We start from the raw sequence: 16,492 nt of genomic DNA, 5'->3' as shown, positions 1-16,492 counted from the left end.
CTATATAAGAATTATACAATTAAATTGCGAAAAATTAAAATATGGTAATCGCAAACCAAAATACTTAAACTTACATGGTATAATAGGGAAATAAATCTCAAGACTCTAGGGTCGAGGAGGAAGCTCCGGTGAAAGTGATATTGGTTGACGACGAACGTCTAGCGTTGATAGGCCTTCAAAAATCACTAGAAAAAGAAGTAAGCGGCATCAAAATTATCGCTACATATATGAACCCGACAGAGGCCATGGCAGGTATTGTGAGGCACCGCCCTGATGTTGTATTTCTGGATATTCATATGCCAGAGATGGATGGTATGGATCTGGGAAGGCAGATTCAGGCAGCAACACCGGGCACCGAAATTATATTTGTGACCAGTTACGACCAATATGCAGTGCATGCCTTCGAGTTACAGGCTTTGGACTATCTGATGAAGCCCATCCAGAAGGATCGATTGAAGCAGACAGTGAGCCGAGTCCGGGAGAAACTAAGCGTAAAACGCGAGCTGCAGTCAAAGGATACAAACGTACCTTTAATTTGCTGTTTTAATCAGATACAGTTTAAGCTTCCAGGCAAGGATATCCAGGTTGCCAAATGGCGCACAAGCAAGGCGCAGGAGCTGTTTGCATATTTACTCCATCACCGGAATCAGACGATTCATCGCAGTGTGTTGCTGGAGATGCTGTGGCCTGAATTAGAAGAGGAAAAGACGGTACATCAACTCTATACCGCAATGTATCATGTCCGTCAAACCCTGAAAGCATGCAATATGGATATGGTCACCATTCACAGTGGACACTTGGAAGCGGGATATAGACTTGAATTGGGTGAAGCTCAGTTGGATAGTGAGCAGTGGGAGCAGGAAATCAGGCAATGGAAAGTTGTGAACGCCAGTACCATTCATGCCTATGAGCAAGCGCTTCATCTATACAAGGGCACGTATCTTGGGAATTACCAATACATGTGGGCTGAACCTGAACGGGAAAGATTAAGATACATGTGGTTGTACCATATGCGACAACTTAGTCTGTATTACCAGCAACAGGGACTGGGTGAGAAAGTAATTGAGTGTACACGGCGTATCCAGCAGATGCTTCCAGATGAAGAGGAAAGTTATTTCGTTTTAATGAAACTATATAATGAAATGAACAACGATCTCGGTGTGGAGGAGCAGTATCGTCTCTTAACCACCAGAATGGAGCATGATTTGGAGATACCAATCAGTGAAAATATTAGCGCATGGTATCAGGACTGGAAGTTCGGTTTAACTAAAGTCATGAAAACGTAATTGATGAAATCACTTCAAACGAAACCTATGAACCGTTACAGATATATGATCGTCATGCTAATCATTGTTGGCGTATTGATAGGCATGCGCTCGGCATGGTCGGCGTTTTTCCATACGGCAAATGAGCATCGCGCCGTTAATGGAGTGCTTGACTTAAGGGGCGTGGATCTGGAAAACTCTCCGATCATGTATTTGAATGGGGAATGGGAACTCTACTTGGATAAGTTGCTAACCCAGAAAGAGATTGCAAAGAGGGATGGCGGTGCAAAGAGTGTTCAGGTCCCAGGAGACTGGGGGACTGCACAGAATCAGGAACAAGAGAGTTCGTACGGTTACGGAACATATCGATTGCGTATTTTGACAGATCCGCTTCAGACGCCTGTTACCTTCTGGTTCAAAGGAATTCGAAGTTCATCCGAGATTGAGATGAATGGAGTCGCCGATGGCGGTATGGGTGAGGTATCCGCGGATAGCAGTACGTATATGCCCAGAAGTACTTCATATACAGCGACTTATGATCGGGAAGGAACAACATCTATTGAATTATTGATCCGCGTAGCCAATTACGATAGCCCATATATGGGCGGAATTAGTAAACCTGTTCGCTTCGGCTCACAGGCAGCCGTTGATTTTTCGCGGTGGTACTCCATTGGATTTCAGATGGTTACCTTTCTGATTTTGGTCCTTCACGGCATATATGCCTGTATTCTCTACGCATTTAATCCGCAGGAACGCGCCTTGCTGGTTGCGGCCATATTAACTTTATCTGTGGGCACAGCAGTTATGATGGGTCATGATAATATTTTGATGTTATGGCTTCCGATTAATTATACCTGGGGCATTAAAATTCGATTAATCTCATTGTTGTTGCAAAATATATGTATCCTTCTGTTATTCCAGAGATTAACGGTGGTTCATGTACGAAAGGCATGGCTTCAGTTGCATGTTGTTATTACTTTAATCTATACCGCCATGATTGTGGTGGTGCCCATTCATATTACCTTTGCCATGATCCATTACAACGTCATTAACGTATTCTTTCTTCTATCATTAATCTGGTATCTATACATCGTCGGAACAATGATCTTCAGGAAACAGGGGGATCGGGACATTGTGTTTCTGCTGCTTACCGCAGGAGGCATTACATCCAACCTGTTATGGAGTGTGGCCGAGACTGTCAGAGATGTGACGACAGTGTACTATCCAATCGATATCATTTTTGCGATTACCGGCTTCTCAGCCTACTGGTTCAAGAAGTACTTCAGGAATGTCCGAGAGAATATGAGACTGAATACAGAATTGCAGAAGAGTGACAAAATTAAAGATCAATTCCTGGCTAATACATCCCATGAACTGCGAACTCCGCTGCACGGAATCATTAACATCGCTCACAACGTGGTCACCCGAGAGAAGAGCAGGTTGGATGAACGGAGCCAGGAGGATATGGAACTGCTCATCACGATCGGTCGACGAATGTCCCATCTGCTTGGGGACCTGCTGGATGTAGTCCGGCTGAAGGAGCATCGAATTGTGCTGCGTCAGGTCCCCCTTTCAATACAGTCAGTGGTACCTGGTATTATCGCTATGCTGCAATTCATGGCAGAACGGAAACCGGTCCGCCTTCATATGGAGATTCCAGAATCATTCCCTCTGGTCCTGGCTGATGAAGAAAGACTTGTGCAGATTTTGTATAATCTGCTGCATAACGCGCTCAAACATACGGAGGAAGGGACGATCTCCGTAAGCGCCGAAATTCGTGAAGGACATGCCTTGATCCATGTGACGGATACGGGCATTGGCATGGATGAGGATACTAGGATGAGGATATTCCTTCCATATGAACAAGGGTCGTATGGAATAAGTGATGGACAAGGCATCGGGCTTGGACTGAATATCTGCAAACAGCTCGTAGAACTGCACGGCGGGGCACTAACGGTTCACTCGGAAATCGGAAAGGGCTCGGTATTCAGCTTCGACCTGCCGCTTGCGCATGAAACCCGTCAGGCTCAGTCGCAGCTCCCCCTGATCTGGGAACAGGCGATGGAGATAATGGAAGATGCTCCTGGTGGATTTCTGCTACCTCGCCCCGGTATGGGCGACGTAGAATCTTCGGCGACAGCGGAGATGGCCCCGTTGTTAAAAGAGGGGAGAGCCACCATTCTGGCTGTGGATGATGATCCGGTGAATCTGGATGTGCTGGTCAGTATTCTTTCGACCGAACCCTACACGATAACTACGGCCCGTTCAGGCCAGGAAGCGATGGAATTGCTGGGCACACGCCAGTGGGATTTGCTCATTACAGATGTGATGATGCCTAATATGTCCGGCTATGAATTAACCCAGAAGGTGCGGGAACAATTCTCCATGTCGGAGCTTCCGGTGTTATTGTTGACTGCACGAAGCCAGCCACCGGATATATATACCGGTTTTGCATCGGGGGCAAATGATTATGTCACGAAGCCTGTAGATGCGTTGGAGCTGAAATATCGGATACGTGCATTGACCATGTTAAATCAGTCCATCCAAGAGCGCCTGCGCATGGAGGCCGCCTATTTGCAGGCTCAGATTCAGCCCCACTTCCTGTTCAATACGCTGAATTCGCTTATGGTCTTAAGTGATATTGATACAGAGCATATGCGGAAGCTCGGTGAAGCCTTTTCATCCTATTTACGGATCAGCTTCAACTATCTCAATACAGGGGAACTGGTGAAATTATCACACGAGCTGGAACTCGTGGAAGCCTATCTTTTTATTGAGAAAACGCGATTTGAAGATCGCTTGTCTGTGGTATTGAACGTAGAGCCGGATCTTTCGTTGCTTCTCCCGCCGCTATCGATTCAGCCTTTGATTGAAAACGCCGTAAGACATGGGCTGTTAAGCCGAAATGTGGGCGGGACGGTATGCCTGTCCATCTCTCGCCATGAGGGTTATACCCGTATTGAGGTGAAAGATAATGGCAAAGGCATCGAACCGGAGAAGGTTGCAGAGCTGCTACATGCTACGCCAGGTGGAAAAGGCGGAATAGGCATTGTGAATACGAACCGCAGATTGCTGCAACGGTATGGTCAGGGGTTATCTATTGTAAGTGAGCCAGGTGAGGGAACAATGGTGTCATTTGATATTCCGGATGAGATATAAGGAAATGGCCGCAGAAGTGAAGACTTCCGGCCTTTTTGTTTTGCTTGCGCGTCGATTCCCTAATTTTTATTATTTTCTAATGCTTCTTACATATGTTAGTATATTTAACATTAGAAGCGCAGGTTTCGGTATTGGCGCTAAACGTTGCTATAGTGGGTGAAGAGATCGATGCGCAATTGGGTCAAAAATGAGAATGTGCAGATGACGGCCATTGCCTTTGCCACAGCAGTAGGTGCGCAATTCAAGATTAATCCGTTCCGGGAAGATTATTTCCGAATCGGGTTGGGGGTCAGCATCCTTTTATTTCTGCTGATGATTATGCCGCACCTGTCTTATGTGAAGACAGGAATCTTGACAGGCATCGCGAATTTGCTGTTTCAGTCGGCAGATCTCATTAATCATGTACAGACCGTGTCCATTCTGGAAAGTATGCGGGACAATCTGGGGGCAGGCGTGTATTACGTGGTCTTTGCCTATGGGCTGAGCAAGTTGAGGCATCGATTTCATGAGATGCAGCCTCTTCTACTCGGCGGGTTGATCACATGTATCGATTTCTCATCTAATTTTGTTGAGCTGCTTCTTCGCGGAATGTTAAGTGGAACCAATATCTTTTATATGAAGGAATGGTTGTATCTGCTTGTGGTGGGCGGTCTGCGAAGTTACTTTGTGATTGGGCTCTACAACAGTTTTGCGGTGAGGCAGATGCGGCTCTTGCATGCAGAGCAGGAGAAGCGAATGGAGCAGATGCTGAGCGTGAATTCGGGTCTGTATGGCGAGGCCTTTTATCTGCAAAAAGCCATGAATACGATTGAAGGCATTGCTGTAGACAGCTACGATCTTTATCGGGATCTGAGAGAGCAGGAATTGAACCAATATAGCCAGCGGACGCTCGGCATTGCTCAACAGATTCATGAGGTCAAAAAGGACTCCCAACGTATCCTTGCAGGTCTGTTGAAATTGTATGATAGCGAAAAAGCAGTGAATATGAGTCTTTCCGAGGTATTAAACTTTGCGATCAAAGGAAACCGGAAGTATAGCGAAATGCTGAACAGAAAGATTGAGATTCGCATCGAGCAGCAGTATGACTGTGACTCGCCTTACTATATTCCTCTCTTAACTGTCATGAATAATCTGATCGCCAATGCCGTGGAAGCCATTGAGAACGACGGAACGATTCGGATTGGCGTTTTGGAAGAAGGGGCGGATGTGCAATTTGTGGTTATCGACTCTGGAAAAGGTGTACCCGAGGCGAAGCGAGATATCATCTTCGAACCAGGTTATACGACCAAGTTCAATGAAGTAGGCATTGCGGCAACCGGAATTGGGTTGTCCCATGTACGTGATATCGTTCAGTCCCTGGAAGGACGAATCAGTGTGGAATCGGCTCCGCAAGGCGATAAGGGCTCCGCATTTGTCGTATCCATTCCGAAAGCAAATCTGGTCAATGGGGACGGTGCGGACGACGCCTTATATTATGATCGTGGATGATGATATCGTGAGCAGAAATATGCTGCAAGATGCCCACATCGAGCCTTGGATGACTAGAGCTGAGGCCCGATAGGGTATGCACTTTTTTTGGAATATGGTGGTTATTGATCTAATCCAGAATGACTTCTTTATCGGGTTGTTCAAGAAATTCAAACATGGTTTTAATTTGTTCCACCGTATTCCTTTCCAGCGAAAGCTCAGGCAATTCATCCAATGAGAAGAATTCAACTGCGCTGGTTTCTACACCAATTTCGGCGGTTCCTCCAACAATATTGCATTGAATAAACATTTTATATACATGATAGGGTTCGGGTGGATGATCATGAAATTTCTTGTCCAATACTGCTAAAAGTCTTATCGGCAGGACATCGAACCCGGATTCTTCTTTAATTTCTTTCACGGCTACCTCCGCTGGTGAGAGGCCGATGTCGCCCCATCCACCTGGTAATGCCCACGCCCCGTCTATTTTTTCGCGAACCAACAATATTTTATTCCCCCTAAAAACAACACCACGAATATCAACTTTAGGCGTTGCATAACCGGAATCACTTGCAAATGTGAGTGCAATTTTTTCTTTGTTAACCGAAGTGTAGTTGGCTAGAATATCGATACTAATCCGTCTTAATTCTTCATAACGTTCAATATCATAAACATCTTTGGCATAGGTTAAACCAGTTTGTGCGATAGCTTGTATTTGTTTTGCCCATTCTAACCACTTCATGTCCATAAATAACTCCTTCTTTCTTTGAGAATTCTACAAGAAATTAAGCTTTATAGGAAACACCCTCATTATAGCAGAAGAATTGTTGTAAATAATTGCAATCATGGGAAAAAGTTTATCGCAATTGGAATGTTCAAATGAATATATCAACATGCTCAAAAAGTCGTTGCCTTTCACTATAGAACTGCGAGATAGTATAAAGAAAAGCGATGCGGAAGGAGAAATTTAAATGAATATAACCATTGATCAACAGGGCAGCTCCAAGGTTGCTATTATCGAAAGTAGCGATATCATCATTAACAATGTTCAAGATGCACTGGATTTAATGGCTTCTGTGAATTACACGGATGATGCTCATAAAATCCTGATTGATAAATCTAACCTTACCGAAGACTTCTTCGAACTGAAGACCAAACTTGCAGGTGATATTTTGCAGAAATACGTGAATTACCAGGTGAAACTTGCCATAGTCGGAGATTTTGACGGATACAACAGCAAAAGTCTCAGAGACTTCATCTATGAGTGCAACCATGGCAAGCATGTATTCTTTTTGAAAAATAAAGAGGAAGCACTTCAGGCTTTGCATAATATAGATTAATTCCACATTCAGAGCGGTAAGCCCCATCGATTAATCCTTATGGAGGAGGTACCATTATGATTGCAGATTTGAAGCTAGCACCGATTGGCACAGTGGCCTGTTTTGAACGTCATTGGAAGCACGCTGTGGACCGCACTCCCCGTCCAAAACAACGTTAAGGGGGCCAGATGTCCTGTTGTTCTGCCGTGTATCTTGAGGTTTTCCACATCAGATAACGCATACATCTGATGTGGAATTCGCCTTCACGATACATTCCTCCCGCAAGTTTGGTTTTCGTTCGAAGAACTCTTCGGTAAAACATTTTTTTCATCCGATCTGCTACTCCTGCTTGTTCCTCTGCCCAACCAGACCATAAAAGAACAAATCCATTAGTTGATCCATATTTTGAGTCACGGCCTCTTGATTCGACGCTTTCCAATAACGACCCAGCTCATTTTTATACATTGTGAAGTACATCGTTATCATCTCAACCGTTTGATCTCTTTGAATATACCCCTCTTGCTTTCCCATTGCCACAAACCTCATATAAAATTGCATGATTTTCTGCTCGGTGTAACTTTCCATTAACTCTACCAAGCCACTCATCTCAGGGGATGGCGTTTTCTGAAACTCATCCGATATCATTTTTAGATTTTTGGCCTCCATCATCATGATTTCCTTGGTTTTCTCGGGGAAAGAGAGCTCTGAATCAAGAATGTTTTCGTATTGCTCCAACTGCTTGTCCATCCAGTTCATAAGCATATCGGAATAGAGCTGCTCTTTGGTTCTGAAGTAGTTATAAATGGTCGCAGGGGAAACCTTTGCATGTTGAGCGATTTCATTGACACTAACCTTCTGAAAGCCGAATTTTGAAAATAATTGAAAGGACACACTGTATATTTGCTCGATCTTTTTCTGTTTCCGTCGTTCATAGCCATTCATCTTCTCCACCTCAAATGTAGTGTAGCTCAAGTTTTAGAGTAATTCAATATAATAAGTATAAATCTGTTGAAATCCTGATGTGATGTAGTTATAATGTTTTTGTAGTCATTTACTATATATAGTACATAATTTTATTTGCTTAGAAATGCATTTTAAAACATTCAATTAGGATAGGAGTGTATTTACATGAAACAAATACGGATTCCCACATTTCTGCATGATGTTTTTGGTGAGAAACAGAGCATTGCATCCCTATTAGCCGTACTGCTCTTTGGTGGTCTCCTGACCACAACGATGGGCCTGATTTTCCCGGAACTTACAGGAAATTTGCCAGTTTGGCGCATCGTTCTGGCGTTATTGCTCATTTTTGATATATTCTCCGGTTGTATAGCCAACTTCTCACCTTCAACCAGCAATTTTTACGCTGTACGCAAAACCAATCGCATCGTATTCATTGCAATACATTTTCATATCGTGATTGTTGCGTTTCTATTGAATACGGATATTGGGTATGCAATAGGAATCTGGGCTTATACCATTCTGGGAGCATTTATCGTAAATTCCCTTATGGGTAAGCAATCACAACGATTTGTTGCAGGTTTGCTCCTGTCGATCGGCCTGGGTTGTATGCCCATGCTGCCAGATATGAAGCCGTATATGCTGATTACCTGTTCATTATTTATGCTTAAAGTGTTATTCAGCTTCGCCGTCGATCATTATGGCAGAACAACAAACAGCCTCGGTGAAGAAACATGAGCACTCCGTATACAATCGCCAGGCTAACGAAATCAGACAAACCTTCATTTGTATTCGTTTTGAGCAAAGCCTTTGCCCGAGATCCATTATTCCTGTACTTATTTGGTGATTCGGAGATGGATGAGAAGGCAAGGAGCCGTGTGATAGCTTTTGTTTCCTTTATGTTTGATAAAGCTTTTTTGGTCAGTGAGGAGGTCTGGGGTTTATTTGAAAATGAGTGCCTGCTCGGTGCGTACATCGTAGAAAAACCAGAAAAGAACAAGCTTCAAAATATGAAAGAAGGGTTTCTGCTCATGGGGCGGTTCATTCCGTTGTTTTTTCAAATGTCCGTAAAATCCTTATGGCTCCTTAATTCCTATATGCGAGTCACCAGATCCGCCGCTCCCCGGCTATCGCATCATTACCTCATTATGATTGGCGTAATACCTAAGTCTCAGGGAAAGGGAATTGGTAAATCGTTGCTGATGCACCTCATGAAAACGATTAATGGGGACACACATTCACAGGGAATTGCACTGGACACGGAAAACCAAGAAAATGTTAATATGTATTGCAAATGGGGATTTACCTTAAACAAAGAAATACACATCGATAATTTACGGGTGTATTGTATGTTTTATCATAAACAATCACATATCGTTAAAATTCCGAATGTTCTCGATGGATTAGGGAATCAACATTTGTGAATAACGGGATGAAATAAGGCATATTGAACAAATAATCAGGATGATGTGAGAGCGAGCGCCCCACCTGTCCAATAACAATAGTCAGCTGGAGTGCCGATATTGGGAGAACATGTGGAAACGAGTTGCTCCACATCATCCTGTTCATTCCCGGGTTAATTCCACATTCAGAGTGGTAAGCCATGATCTATCCTTATGGAGGAGGTATCTTTATGATTGCAGAGTTGAATCAAGTACCGAATGGTACAATAGCCAGTTTCGAACGTCATTGGAAGTACTCTGTGGAAGAGGTATGGTCCTATTTAACGGAAAATGAAAAGCTCACAAAGTGGTTCTCCGAACTCGAAGTAACGGACCTTCGTGCAGGTGGGAGCATCAAGTTCAATATGCCGGATGGTACGTTCCTGGTTCTTCAAATTCTGGACTTTGTGCCGCATTCCGTTCTCGAATTTACATGGGCAGAAGACCGGGTTCGGTTCGAGCTATATCCAGAGTCGGATGGGTGTCGCCTGCTGCTGATCGAAACCATTCACTCTATCACAAGTCATACACCTAAGGATCTCGCAGGATGGCATGTCTGTCTGAATGTCATTGAGGCATTACTTGATGGCCGTACTTTGGAATCTCGTGAAGCGGAATGGAAAATCTGGTACGAAAAATACCAGAAGCATGTGGACTGCTTTCTTAAAATCTAGTCATATGAGACTGCCCCCTTGGGCAATAATCTGCGGGAGGAACACATTGTGAAGGATAATGAGAAACTAAAGACGTATGCGTTATCTGATGTCAGCAATCTCAAAATACATGGCAGAACGACAGGACAACGGTCGCCCTTAACTTTGTTTTGGACCGGAAGTGCGGTTGAGCTTAATGCAAAAGCCTCTGAGTTGTGGGTGGAGATCGAGTCCGATTATGACCTGTATGAACCCTGGATCAGCATTCTGATTAACGGTGTCCCGGTGAGCAGACAGATGTTAACGGCGGGAAGGTATTGGATCTGCGTATTTCGAGGAATGAACGAGAATGTGGTGAAAAATGTACGCATCGTCAAAGATGTACAGGCCATGAATGGAGATCCGGGCTGTTCCTTGCAGATTCATGCGGTGAAGTCCGATGGTGACTTCGCGCCTGTAGAGGAAAAACCGTACAAGATTGAATTTATCGGCGACAGTATTACATCCGGAGAAGGCGCAATTGGAGCCAAAACAGAAGAGGATTGGATTCCGATGTGGTTCAGTGCCATACATAATTATACGGCTATGACAGCAGAAGCGCTGAATGCAGAATACCGCGTCATCTCGCAGAGCGGCTGGGGTGTGCTGACGAGTTGGGATAACAATCCGAATGCAAATATCCCTGATTATTACGAGCAAGTTTGTGGATTGGTGACCGGAGATAAGAACGCAGCACTTGGGGCAGGGGACAAACATGATTTTAACTCCTGGCAGCCGGATGTAGTGGTCGTTAATCTGGGAAGCAATGATGGAGGGGCCTTTCAAACCCCGGCGTGGCAGGACCCCGTTACCGGAAAGGTGTACAAGCAACGCCTGAACGAAGACGGCACTTACCATGAAGAGGATCTGGCTGCTTTTGAGAATGCCGTGACCCGATTCTTGACCCAACTTCGAAAAAACAATCCAGAACCGCATCTCGTATGGGCATACGGCATGCTTGGATTCCCGATGATGCCAGCGATTTATCGTGCTGTTGACGCTTATACGAGACAGTCCGGAGATACGAAAGTCTCGGTGATACAGCTTCCCAATACGACCGAGGAGACGGTAGGCGCCAGAAGTCATCCGGGTGAGTTATCTCATCGAAGGACTGCTGATGCGTTAGCGGATTATTTAAAGGAAATTTTAAAATAATTTTAATTTACATTTGTAATCGGAAGAGCCAGACCTTTCTTAGGTAGAGAGGCCTGGCTCTTCTTTTAGTACACCTTAAACATCGAAAGGGATGTGTCAAATACGCTAAAGTTAATTCCCTTGTACCTGATAGCGGATCGAAATGATCTGCCCCAGCGTGTACGTATGAATCATTTTGAAATGGGTTGGTACCGTTCCTATTGGAAATAGGGGAATTCCTTCACCAAGAACCTTCGGAATAATGGCAATCTCAACCTCATCGAGCAGTTGTTGTTCCAGAACGGCTTGCACCAGCTGACCTCCGCCCACAATCCAAATGTCACCGCCGGAGTCCTGCTTCAATCGGGGAATCAGGTTCTCCACAGCCTCGTCCGTAAATTGTACATGTGGTGCAGGGGCTTGTTTGGAACGGGAAAGTACATACGTCGGGCGATCCGCATAGGGGAAATCCTCTGACAGCTTGAGCACCTCTTCATACGTAAGACGTCCCATAACCACCGATCCAATCGTTGAATAAAACTCGCCATACCCGTTATCGCCACCGTCACCTTCCACATCGAACAGCCAATCCACCGAACCGTCCGGTCTTGCAATGTACCCATCCAGACTCATCGCAATGTATAGCACAACTTTATTGGTAGACATATCAATCGCTCCCTTCTGAAATGTATGATACACTCCAACTATGACAAATGTTGACGTAGTTAGGTGGGGTGAATATGAATAATCGAAAACTCGCATTGATGCGACTCATGGATTCGAGAAAAAAATTTACGGCTCGTGAATTGGCGGAGCGTTTTCAGGTGTCGATCCGTACGATTCAGCGAGATTTGAATGATCTGCAGGAGTTGGGCTTTCCTTTGTATACAGAGGTTGGCGTGAACGGGGGTTACCGAGTGCTGCCTAATCGGATTTTGCCACCTCTTCAACTCACACAACATGAGGCGTTGGGGTTGTTTATGATGATTGAATATTTGGAGAACGTCCCGGATTTTCCGTATGGATCAATTCGTGAACATCTGGCAGAGGAATATTATTCAACTTTGCCTCAGGATGTACAGGATCTGATTACACGGATGAGGCAGCACATTACGTTCCTTCAACATCATGCTGTGCAGGTCGAGGCAGTGACAACAGAGATATTAGGCGCGGCAGTAGATAAAAGAGAAATTGAATTTATATATCATTCCCGGCAGGGACATAAAAAAGTACAGGCCTTCCCCATTGGTATCTATTACGATCACGGGTATTGGTATATGCCGGCCCGGAGGAAGGATCGGGTGCTGTTGTATCGGGTGGATCGCATGCAGGAGCTGGTTATGCTGGGTTCCATCGACGAGTCGGTTCCTAGTTTGCAAGAGTGGTTGAATTTCAAGGAAGAGAGAGAAAGCGTAGAAGTCGTGCTGCAATTCACGGATTTTGGGGCGAGACTGGCAGGATCAGATGTACTGTTCAAGTCGGTTGAAGATAATGAATGGCGAGGACTGGTTCCGCTTGAGGAGTTTCCTTTTACAGCGCGGAAGCTGCTCTCCTATGGGCCTGAAGTGAAGGTGATGGAGCCTTTGGAGCTGCAACAACAAGTGAAAGAGATGCTGGAACGGAGTTTGAAGCAGTACAATACGTTGTAAAAGGATATCGCGTTCTCATATGGAACATATAAGAGTACTATGAAAGTAGCTTATATAGGATTCACCGAATGGGGGGCTACCATGATTCAATTCATAAGAAGTTTCACGATCCGCTCTATGCAGAGTCCATGCGATGAACAACGGCGGTTGTTTGTATAGAGCTTGAATTCCATTTCCGCCACATTAGTATAATGCGTATAACAAGTGTTCATCGGTTGACTCTGCTGCCTTAAAGATCTTAACTTTTAAGGAGCGGAGCAAATATGAAATATGTTAATGCAGATACGGTTTTTCCGGAATCATTGCTAAAGGAGATCCAGCGCCACATCCCTGGTGGGTTGGTGTATATCCCCAAACCGAAGGAAGCCCATCAAAAGTGGGGCGAGAATTCAGGCAGCCGGATGGTTTTGAAGCAAAGGAACGATGAAATCCGCCAGTTATTCGCTGCGGGCATGTCCATTGACCAACTCATAGAGCAATTTTGTTTGTCCATCGACAGTATCAAGAAAATTGTATATTCCAAAAAGTGATTTAAGGCTTAGAGCTGCATTCGAGAAATCGAATGTGGCTTTTTGTGCAGGATTTGGATTAAATGGTTTGTTGCCTATATTGTGCAGGAGAAGACCAATACAATTTGATTACAGAACGTTTACTAACAAAACAGTACAATATCCATGGGGGGGAGTTACGTTTGAAAATTGACGTGCAGATAGCGCATAACCATGAGGCATACATCATCAAAAACATGTATCCTCTATACCTTCATGATTTATCTGGACATTATGGGCTGGATGCAGAACACATTCCGAATCAACATGGGATTTTCGAAATGGGTGATGATTACAAAACGTTGCAAGATCAATATGATGTCCAGAACATATGGTGGGAAAAACCGAACGTTCTCTATACATTTTTGATTAGAGTAGATGGCGTACCAGCAGGTTTTGTATTTGTGGCTAATGCGCCTCATTGTTCGGCAGACACGGATTTCTTTGTACATGAATTCTTTCTGATGCAGCCATTCAGAGGTATGGGGATTGCAGAGAACGCTGCAAAAGAGGTATTCCGGAGATTTCAGGGCAGATGGGAGATATTTACGAATCCCTCGGAGAAGAATAGAGTCGGTCAACACTTTTGGCGAAAGACCGTATCGGACTATACCCAGGGAAACTATATGGAATTGAAAGACCAAACGCATGATGGAGAAAAGTTGATCTTCAGATTTTCAAATCAGTAATCATTTTTTTAGAAAATATATTTTAGTTATATAGAGTCTGCGTGTTGGGTACGTTGTGTACTCCCCATTTGCATATTTCCGTACGCACCAATCACAAATTTTATACAGCAAAAGAGGCTACATCTTCAGTTGTGAGTTCTGAAGAAGCGGCCTTTTTCCCGAGAAGTAGATGCTCATTCTCTTAAAAATCGCTTCGCCCAAACGTGGCGTCACCCTTCACCGTTGCGCTGCTGGAGGCATTGATGGCATCTAGCTGCAATACATAGTCGTAATGCCGGATGTAATATCCGGGCTGGCTGTACGACTGGAGCGATACTTTGGTGCTGTCAGCCCAGCCGGGGCTGCTCAGGAACGTGGCATCTCCTTTATAGGCGGGGGTATCCGTGTATGCCTCAAGTACGATTTTGTTGCTGGCATTGCGCTTCAGAAAGTAGCCCGGAAAATTGATGGACTCCAGTGAGATGCCTGTAGAGCTGGCCAAGCCGGGTACAACGCGGAACTGGGAATCCAGTACAGGTGAGACGTTCGTGTCGATCCGTGCAGTGAAGTTGGAATGACGGATGTACCGATCCGGATAATTGAAGGAGCTGAAGCGGCTGTAATTCGTTGCATCAGGTGTTGCCGGGCCTAACATTTTGACCTCATGCAGGGTTGGGGTGTACCAGTTACCCGGATTGTTCCACAGAACAGCGTTGACCATATTGATACGTACATAACGGGCGGTAAAATGAACAGCGTCGGTCGTAAACCCATAGGTGGTATTGCTGGTTCGATCTAGCGTGGAGTAATTAACGCCATCATTGCTGATCTCCATTTTGTACTTATAATAGCCTTCCGAGCCTTTATACATAAACCAGGAGATATCGATCTCCGTAATGGTCTTCGGTGCGCCGAAATCGACCTGCCACCAGGCTGGCCAAGTATTGGACGATGCTGCCCAAGAAGTCTGATAGTTGCCGTCGTTGACATGGGATGCAGATGAGCCGGAGGCTGTGGAGATGGCTGTAGCTGTTTTGCCTTGGGCGTGATTAACAAGAGCAGGTGGCGTTACCGTGCCTGTCACAGCATCGATATTCCACTCTTTGTACCATTCCAGTGAGGCGGTTCCGTTTGAATCATTCAAGGTTAAAGGAAGCCAGATATGTTTATGTTCACCAAGATTGAGTGGATTCCAGCGATCGCCCATATAAATATAGGATGTGGTGCTGCTGCCTGTAATGGTGGCAATATCATGGATCTGGGAGCCGAAGGCCGATGGATTGCCATAAGGTGTGAGAGCGGACCATGTGCCTGTCATGGACGATGCGGTTGCATACGCGCCCTGATTCGGATACCAGCCAGCAGCTTGGGAGGTGAAGAGGTAGTAGCGATTGCCCTTTTTCACAACGGCAGGAGCTTCCCGGTAGGCATTCTCAAATTGCCAACCCACAAAGGCTTCCACACCGGTATAGCTGGCGTTCATTTTGAAAATAGCCATCGTATCATTGGCCCCGCCATTCTTGCGGGATGCTGTGATCAGATAACCTGTACCGTCTGTATCTACAAAAACAGTCATGTCGCGTGACTCGTAATCCAAAGGCCGAAAACTTCCCTCATACGTGAATTTACCGTTTGGTGTGCTGCTGGTTGCTACCGCCACCCGTCCCAGATTGTAATCTGTGCCGTTCTCGTAATGCGCCCATAGCACATACTGCTTCGTAGCGGCGTTGTAGATGACTTTGGGACGTTCGATTTTGCTGGAGGCCAGCTCGGTGGCCGAATCCTTGGTCAGGATGGCATTGCTGAACGTCCAGTTCTTCAGATCGGTTGAAGTATAGACATTAACGCTGTCAAACTTACCGCTGACCGCATGCTCGCCGTACCAATAATACGTACTGCCGACTTTCAGAATGTTTCCGCTATTGGCCTGAATGGGGTTGCCTGCAGTATCCAGCCAATCGGAACCGTTGGTGATCGTCACGCTTGCCGCGCTGGTCCGTTCGGGATGAAGGCCAAACATGGTTAGCGTGAGCGCGAAGACCAGAATCCAGACTGCTTTCCTGTTGCCCATTACACACACCTCCTAATATCGGTCCTTTATGAAGCGTTTACATATTTAGTGTAATTAAAATGGAATCTTGTACAAGTGAACAATGTGTACCCTGATGAACAAATGGAACTTTATCCCG

General features: G+C 45.1%; 15 protein-coding genes. 11 read left to right on the top strand and 4 right to left on the bottom strand.

The features are described 5' to 3' along the window. Positions 1–128: 128 nt before the first annotated feature. The 3 genes from JNUCC31_RS13955 (at position 129) to JNUCC31_RS13945 (ending at position 5,912) form a co-directional block, all read left to right on the top strand. The gene (locus JNUCC31_RS13955) at positions 129–1,286 is read left to right on the top strand and encodes a response regulator (RefSeq protein ID WP_192271993.1); all 1,158 of its coding nucleotides are present in this window, start codon (positions 129–131) and stop codon (positions 1,284–1,286) included. 3 nt (positions 1,287–1,289) lie between these two features. Further along, positions 1,290–4,424 carry a hybrid sensor histidine kinase/response regulator gene (locus JNUCC31_RS13950; protein WP_192271991.1) on the top strand — a complete coding sequence of 1,045 codons (3,135 nt, stop codon included), beginning with the start codon at positions 1,290–1,292 and terminating at the stop codon, positions 4,422–4,424. Between the two features lie 168 nt (positions 4,425–4,592). After that, entirely contained in the window at positions 4,593–5,912 is a 1,320-nt protein-coding gene (locus tag JNUCC31_RS13945; RefSeq protein ID WP_192271989.1) for an ATP-binding protein, read from the top strand. A 109-nt stretch (positions 5,913–6,021) separates the two neighbouring features. Here the strand turns inward: JNUCC31_RS13945 and JNUCC31_RS13940 are convergent, their stop codons facing one another. Continuing rightward, positions 6,022–6,639, bottom strand: coding sequence for an NUDIX hydrolase (locus JNUCC31_RS13940; RefSeq protein ID WP_192271987.1), 618 nt, complete (start codon positions 6,637–6,639; stop codon positions 6,022–6,024). A 223-nt stretch (positions 6,640–6,862) separates the two neighbouring features. On the opposite strand from JNUCC31_RS13940, the gene JNUCC31_RS13935 reads away from it, so the two are divergent. Further along, entirely contained in the window at positions 6,863–7,231 is a 369-nt protein-coding gene (locus JNUCC31_RS13935; protein ID WP_192271985.1) for a DUF4180 domain-containing protein, read from the top strand. 318 nt (positions 7,232–7,549) lie between these two features. On the opposite strand, the gene JNUCC31_RS13930 is transcribed toward JNUCC31_RS13935, so the two are convergent. Beyond that, positions 7,550–8,152: a TetR/AcrR family transcriptional regulator gene (locus JNUCC31_RS13930; protein ID WP_192271983.1), complete on the bottom strand. Its 603-nt coding sequence runs from the start codon at positions 8,150–8,152 to the stop codon at positions 7,550–7,552. A gap of 186 nt (positions 8,153–8,338) precedes the next feature. On the opposite strand from JNUCC31_RS13930, the gene JNUCC31_RS13925 reads away from it, so the two are divergent. The 4 genes from JNUCC31_RS13925 (at position 8,339) to JNUCC31_RS13910 (ending at position 11,459) form a co-directional block, all read left to right on the top strand. Beyond that, complete coding sequence (locus JNUCC31_RS13925; RefSeq protein ID WP_192271981.1) at positions 8,339–8,908, top strand: hypothetical protein; 570 nt, start codon at positions 8,339–8,341, stop codon at positions 8,906–8,908. A 116-nt stretch (positions 8,909–9,024) separates the two neighbouring features. Then, positions 9,025–9,594, top strand: a complete 570-nt coding sequence (locus tag JNUCC31_RS13920) for a GNAT family N-acetyltransferase (protein ID WP_228469655.1) — start codon at positions 9,025–9,027, stop codon at positions 9,592–9,594. 209 nt (positions 9,595–9,803) lie between these two features. Further along, the gene (locus JNUCC31_RS13915) at positions 9,804–10,286 is read left to right on the top strand and encodes an SRPBCC family protein (protein WP_192271977.1); all 483 of its coding nucleotides are present in this window, start codon (positions 9,804–9,806) and stop codon (positions 10,284–10,286) included. 48 nt (positions 10,287–10,334) lie between these two features. Beyond that, positions 10,335–11,459, top strand: coding sequence for an SGNH/GDSL hydrolase family protein (locus JNUCC31_RS13910; protein ID WP_192271975.1), 1,125 nt, complete (start codon positions 10,335–10,337; stop codon positions 11,457–11,459). A gap of 111 nt (positions 11,460–11,570) precedes the next feature. Here JNUCC31_RS13910 and JNUCC31_RS13905 read toward each other — a convergent pair whose 3' ends face one another. Then, positions 11,571–12,104: a dihydrofolate reductase family protein gene (locus JNUCC31_RS13905; RefSeq protein ID WP_416234412.1), complete on the bottom strand. Its 534-nt coding sequence runs from the start codon at positions 12,102–12,104 to the stop codon at positions 11,571–11,573. Between the two features lie 74 nt (positions 12,105–12,178). On the opposite strand from JNUCC31_RS13905, the gene JNUCC31_RS13900 reads away from it, so the two are divergent. The 3 genes from JNUCC31_RS13900 to JNUCC31_RS13890 all read left to right on the top strand — a co-directional run bounded on the left by JNUCC31_RS13900 (position 12,179) and on the right by JNUCC31_RS13890 (position 14,324). Beyond that, positions 12,179–13,087 carry a helix-turn-helix transcriptional regulator gene (locus tag JNUCC31_RS13900; protein ID WP_192271974.1) on the top strand — a complete coding sequence of 303 codons (909 nt, stop codon included), beginning with the start codon at positions 12,179–12,181 and terminating at the stop codon, positions 13,085–13,087. 263 nt (positions 13,088–13,350) lie between these two features. Further along, positions 13,351–13,617 (top strand): CD3324 family protein, encoded by a 267-nt coding sequence (locus JNUCC31_RS13895; protein WP_192271973.1) that lies wholly within the window; start codon positions 13,351–13,353, stop codon positions 13,615–13,617. 161 nt (positions 13,618–13,778) lie between these two features. Beyond that, a complete protein-coding gene (locus tag JNUCC31_RS13890) occupies positions 13,779–14,324 on the top strand; it encodes a GNAT family N-acetyltransferase (protein WP_192271972.1) in 546 nt (181 codons plus the stop codon). 181 nt (positions 14,325–14,505) lie between these two features. Here the strand turns inward: JNUCC31_RS13890 and JNUCC31_RS13885 are convergent, their stop codons facing one another. Continuing rightward, the gene (locus tag JNUCC31_RS13885; RefSeq protein ID WP_228469727.1) at positions 14,506–16,323 is read right to left on the bottom strand and encodes an AbfB domain-containing protein; all 1,818 of its coding nucleotides are present in this window, start codon (positions 16,321–16,323) and stop codon (positions 14,506–14,508) included. Between the last annotated feature and the right edge of the window lie 169 nt (positions 16,324–16,492).

The sequence above is a fragment of the Paenibacillus sp. JNUCC-31 genome (assembly GCF_014844075.1).
GTDB lineage: Bacteria > Bacillota > Bacilli > Paenibacillales > Paenibacillaceae > Paenibacillus.
The sequence above is the reverse complement of the archived record's forward strand: the minus strand, read 5'-3'. Positions and strand labels throughout refer to the sequence as shown.

Bases quoted from the DNA above. Each gene is read 5' to 3' on its own strand.
- JNUCC31_RS13930 (WP_192271983.1), bottom strand. From the start codon at position 8,152: ATGAATGGCTATGAACGACGGAAACAGAAAAAGATCGAGCAAATATAC.
- JNUCC31_RS13915 (WP_192271977.1), top strand. From the start codon at position 9,804: ATGATTGCAGAGTTGAATCAAGTACCGAATGGTACAATAGCCAGTTTC.
- JNUCC31_RS13940 (WP_192271987.1), bottom strand. From the start codon at position 6,639: ATGGACATGAAGTGGTTAGAATGGGCAAAACAAATACAAGCTATCGCA.
- JNUCC31_RS13935 (WP_192271985.1), top strand. From the start codon at position 6,863: ATGAATATAACCATTGATCAACAGGGCAGCTCCAAGGTTGCTATTATC.
- JNUCC31_RS13885 (WP_228469727.1), bottom strand. From the start codon at position 16,323: ATGTTTGGCCTTCATCCCGAACGGACCAGCGCGGCAAGCGTGACGATC.
- JNUCC31_RS13905 (WP_416234412.1), bottom strand. From the start codon at position 12,104: ATGTCTACCAATAAAGTTGTGCTATACATTGCGATGAGTCTGGATGGG.
- JNUCC31_RS13920 (WP_228469655.1), top strand. From the start codon at position 9,025: ATGGATGAGAAGGCAAGGAGCCGTGTGATAGCTTTTGTTTCCTTTATG.
- JNUCC31_RS13900 (WP_192271974.1), top strand. From the start codon at position 12,179: ATGAATAATCGAAAACTCGCATTGATGCGACTCATGGATTCGAGAAAA.
- JNUCC31_RS13945 (WP_192271989.1), top strand. From the start codon at position 4,593: ATGCGCAATTGGGTCAAAAATGAGAATGTGCAGATGACGGCCATTGCC.
- JNUCC31_RS13950 (WP_192271991.1), top strand. From the start codon at position 1,290: ATGAAATCACTTCAAACGAAACCTATGAACCGTTACAGATATATGATC.
- JNUCC31_RS13925 (WP_192271981.1), top strand. From the start codon at position 8,339: ATGAAACAAATACGGATTCCCACATTTCTGCATGATGTTTTTGGTGAG.
- JNUCC31_RS13895 (WP_192271973.1), top strand. From the start codon at position 13,351: ATGAAATATGTTAATGCAGATACGGTTTTTCCGGAATCATTGCTAAAG.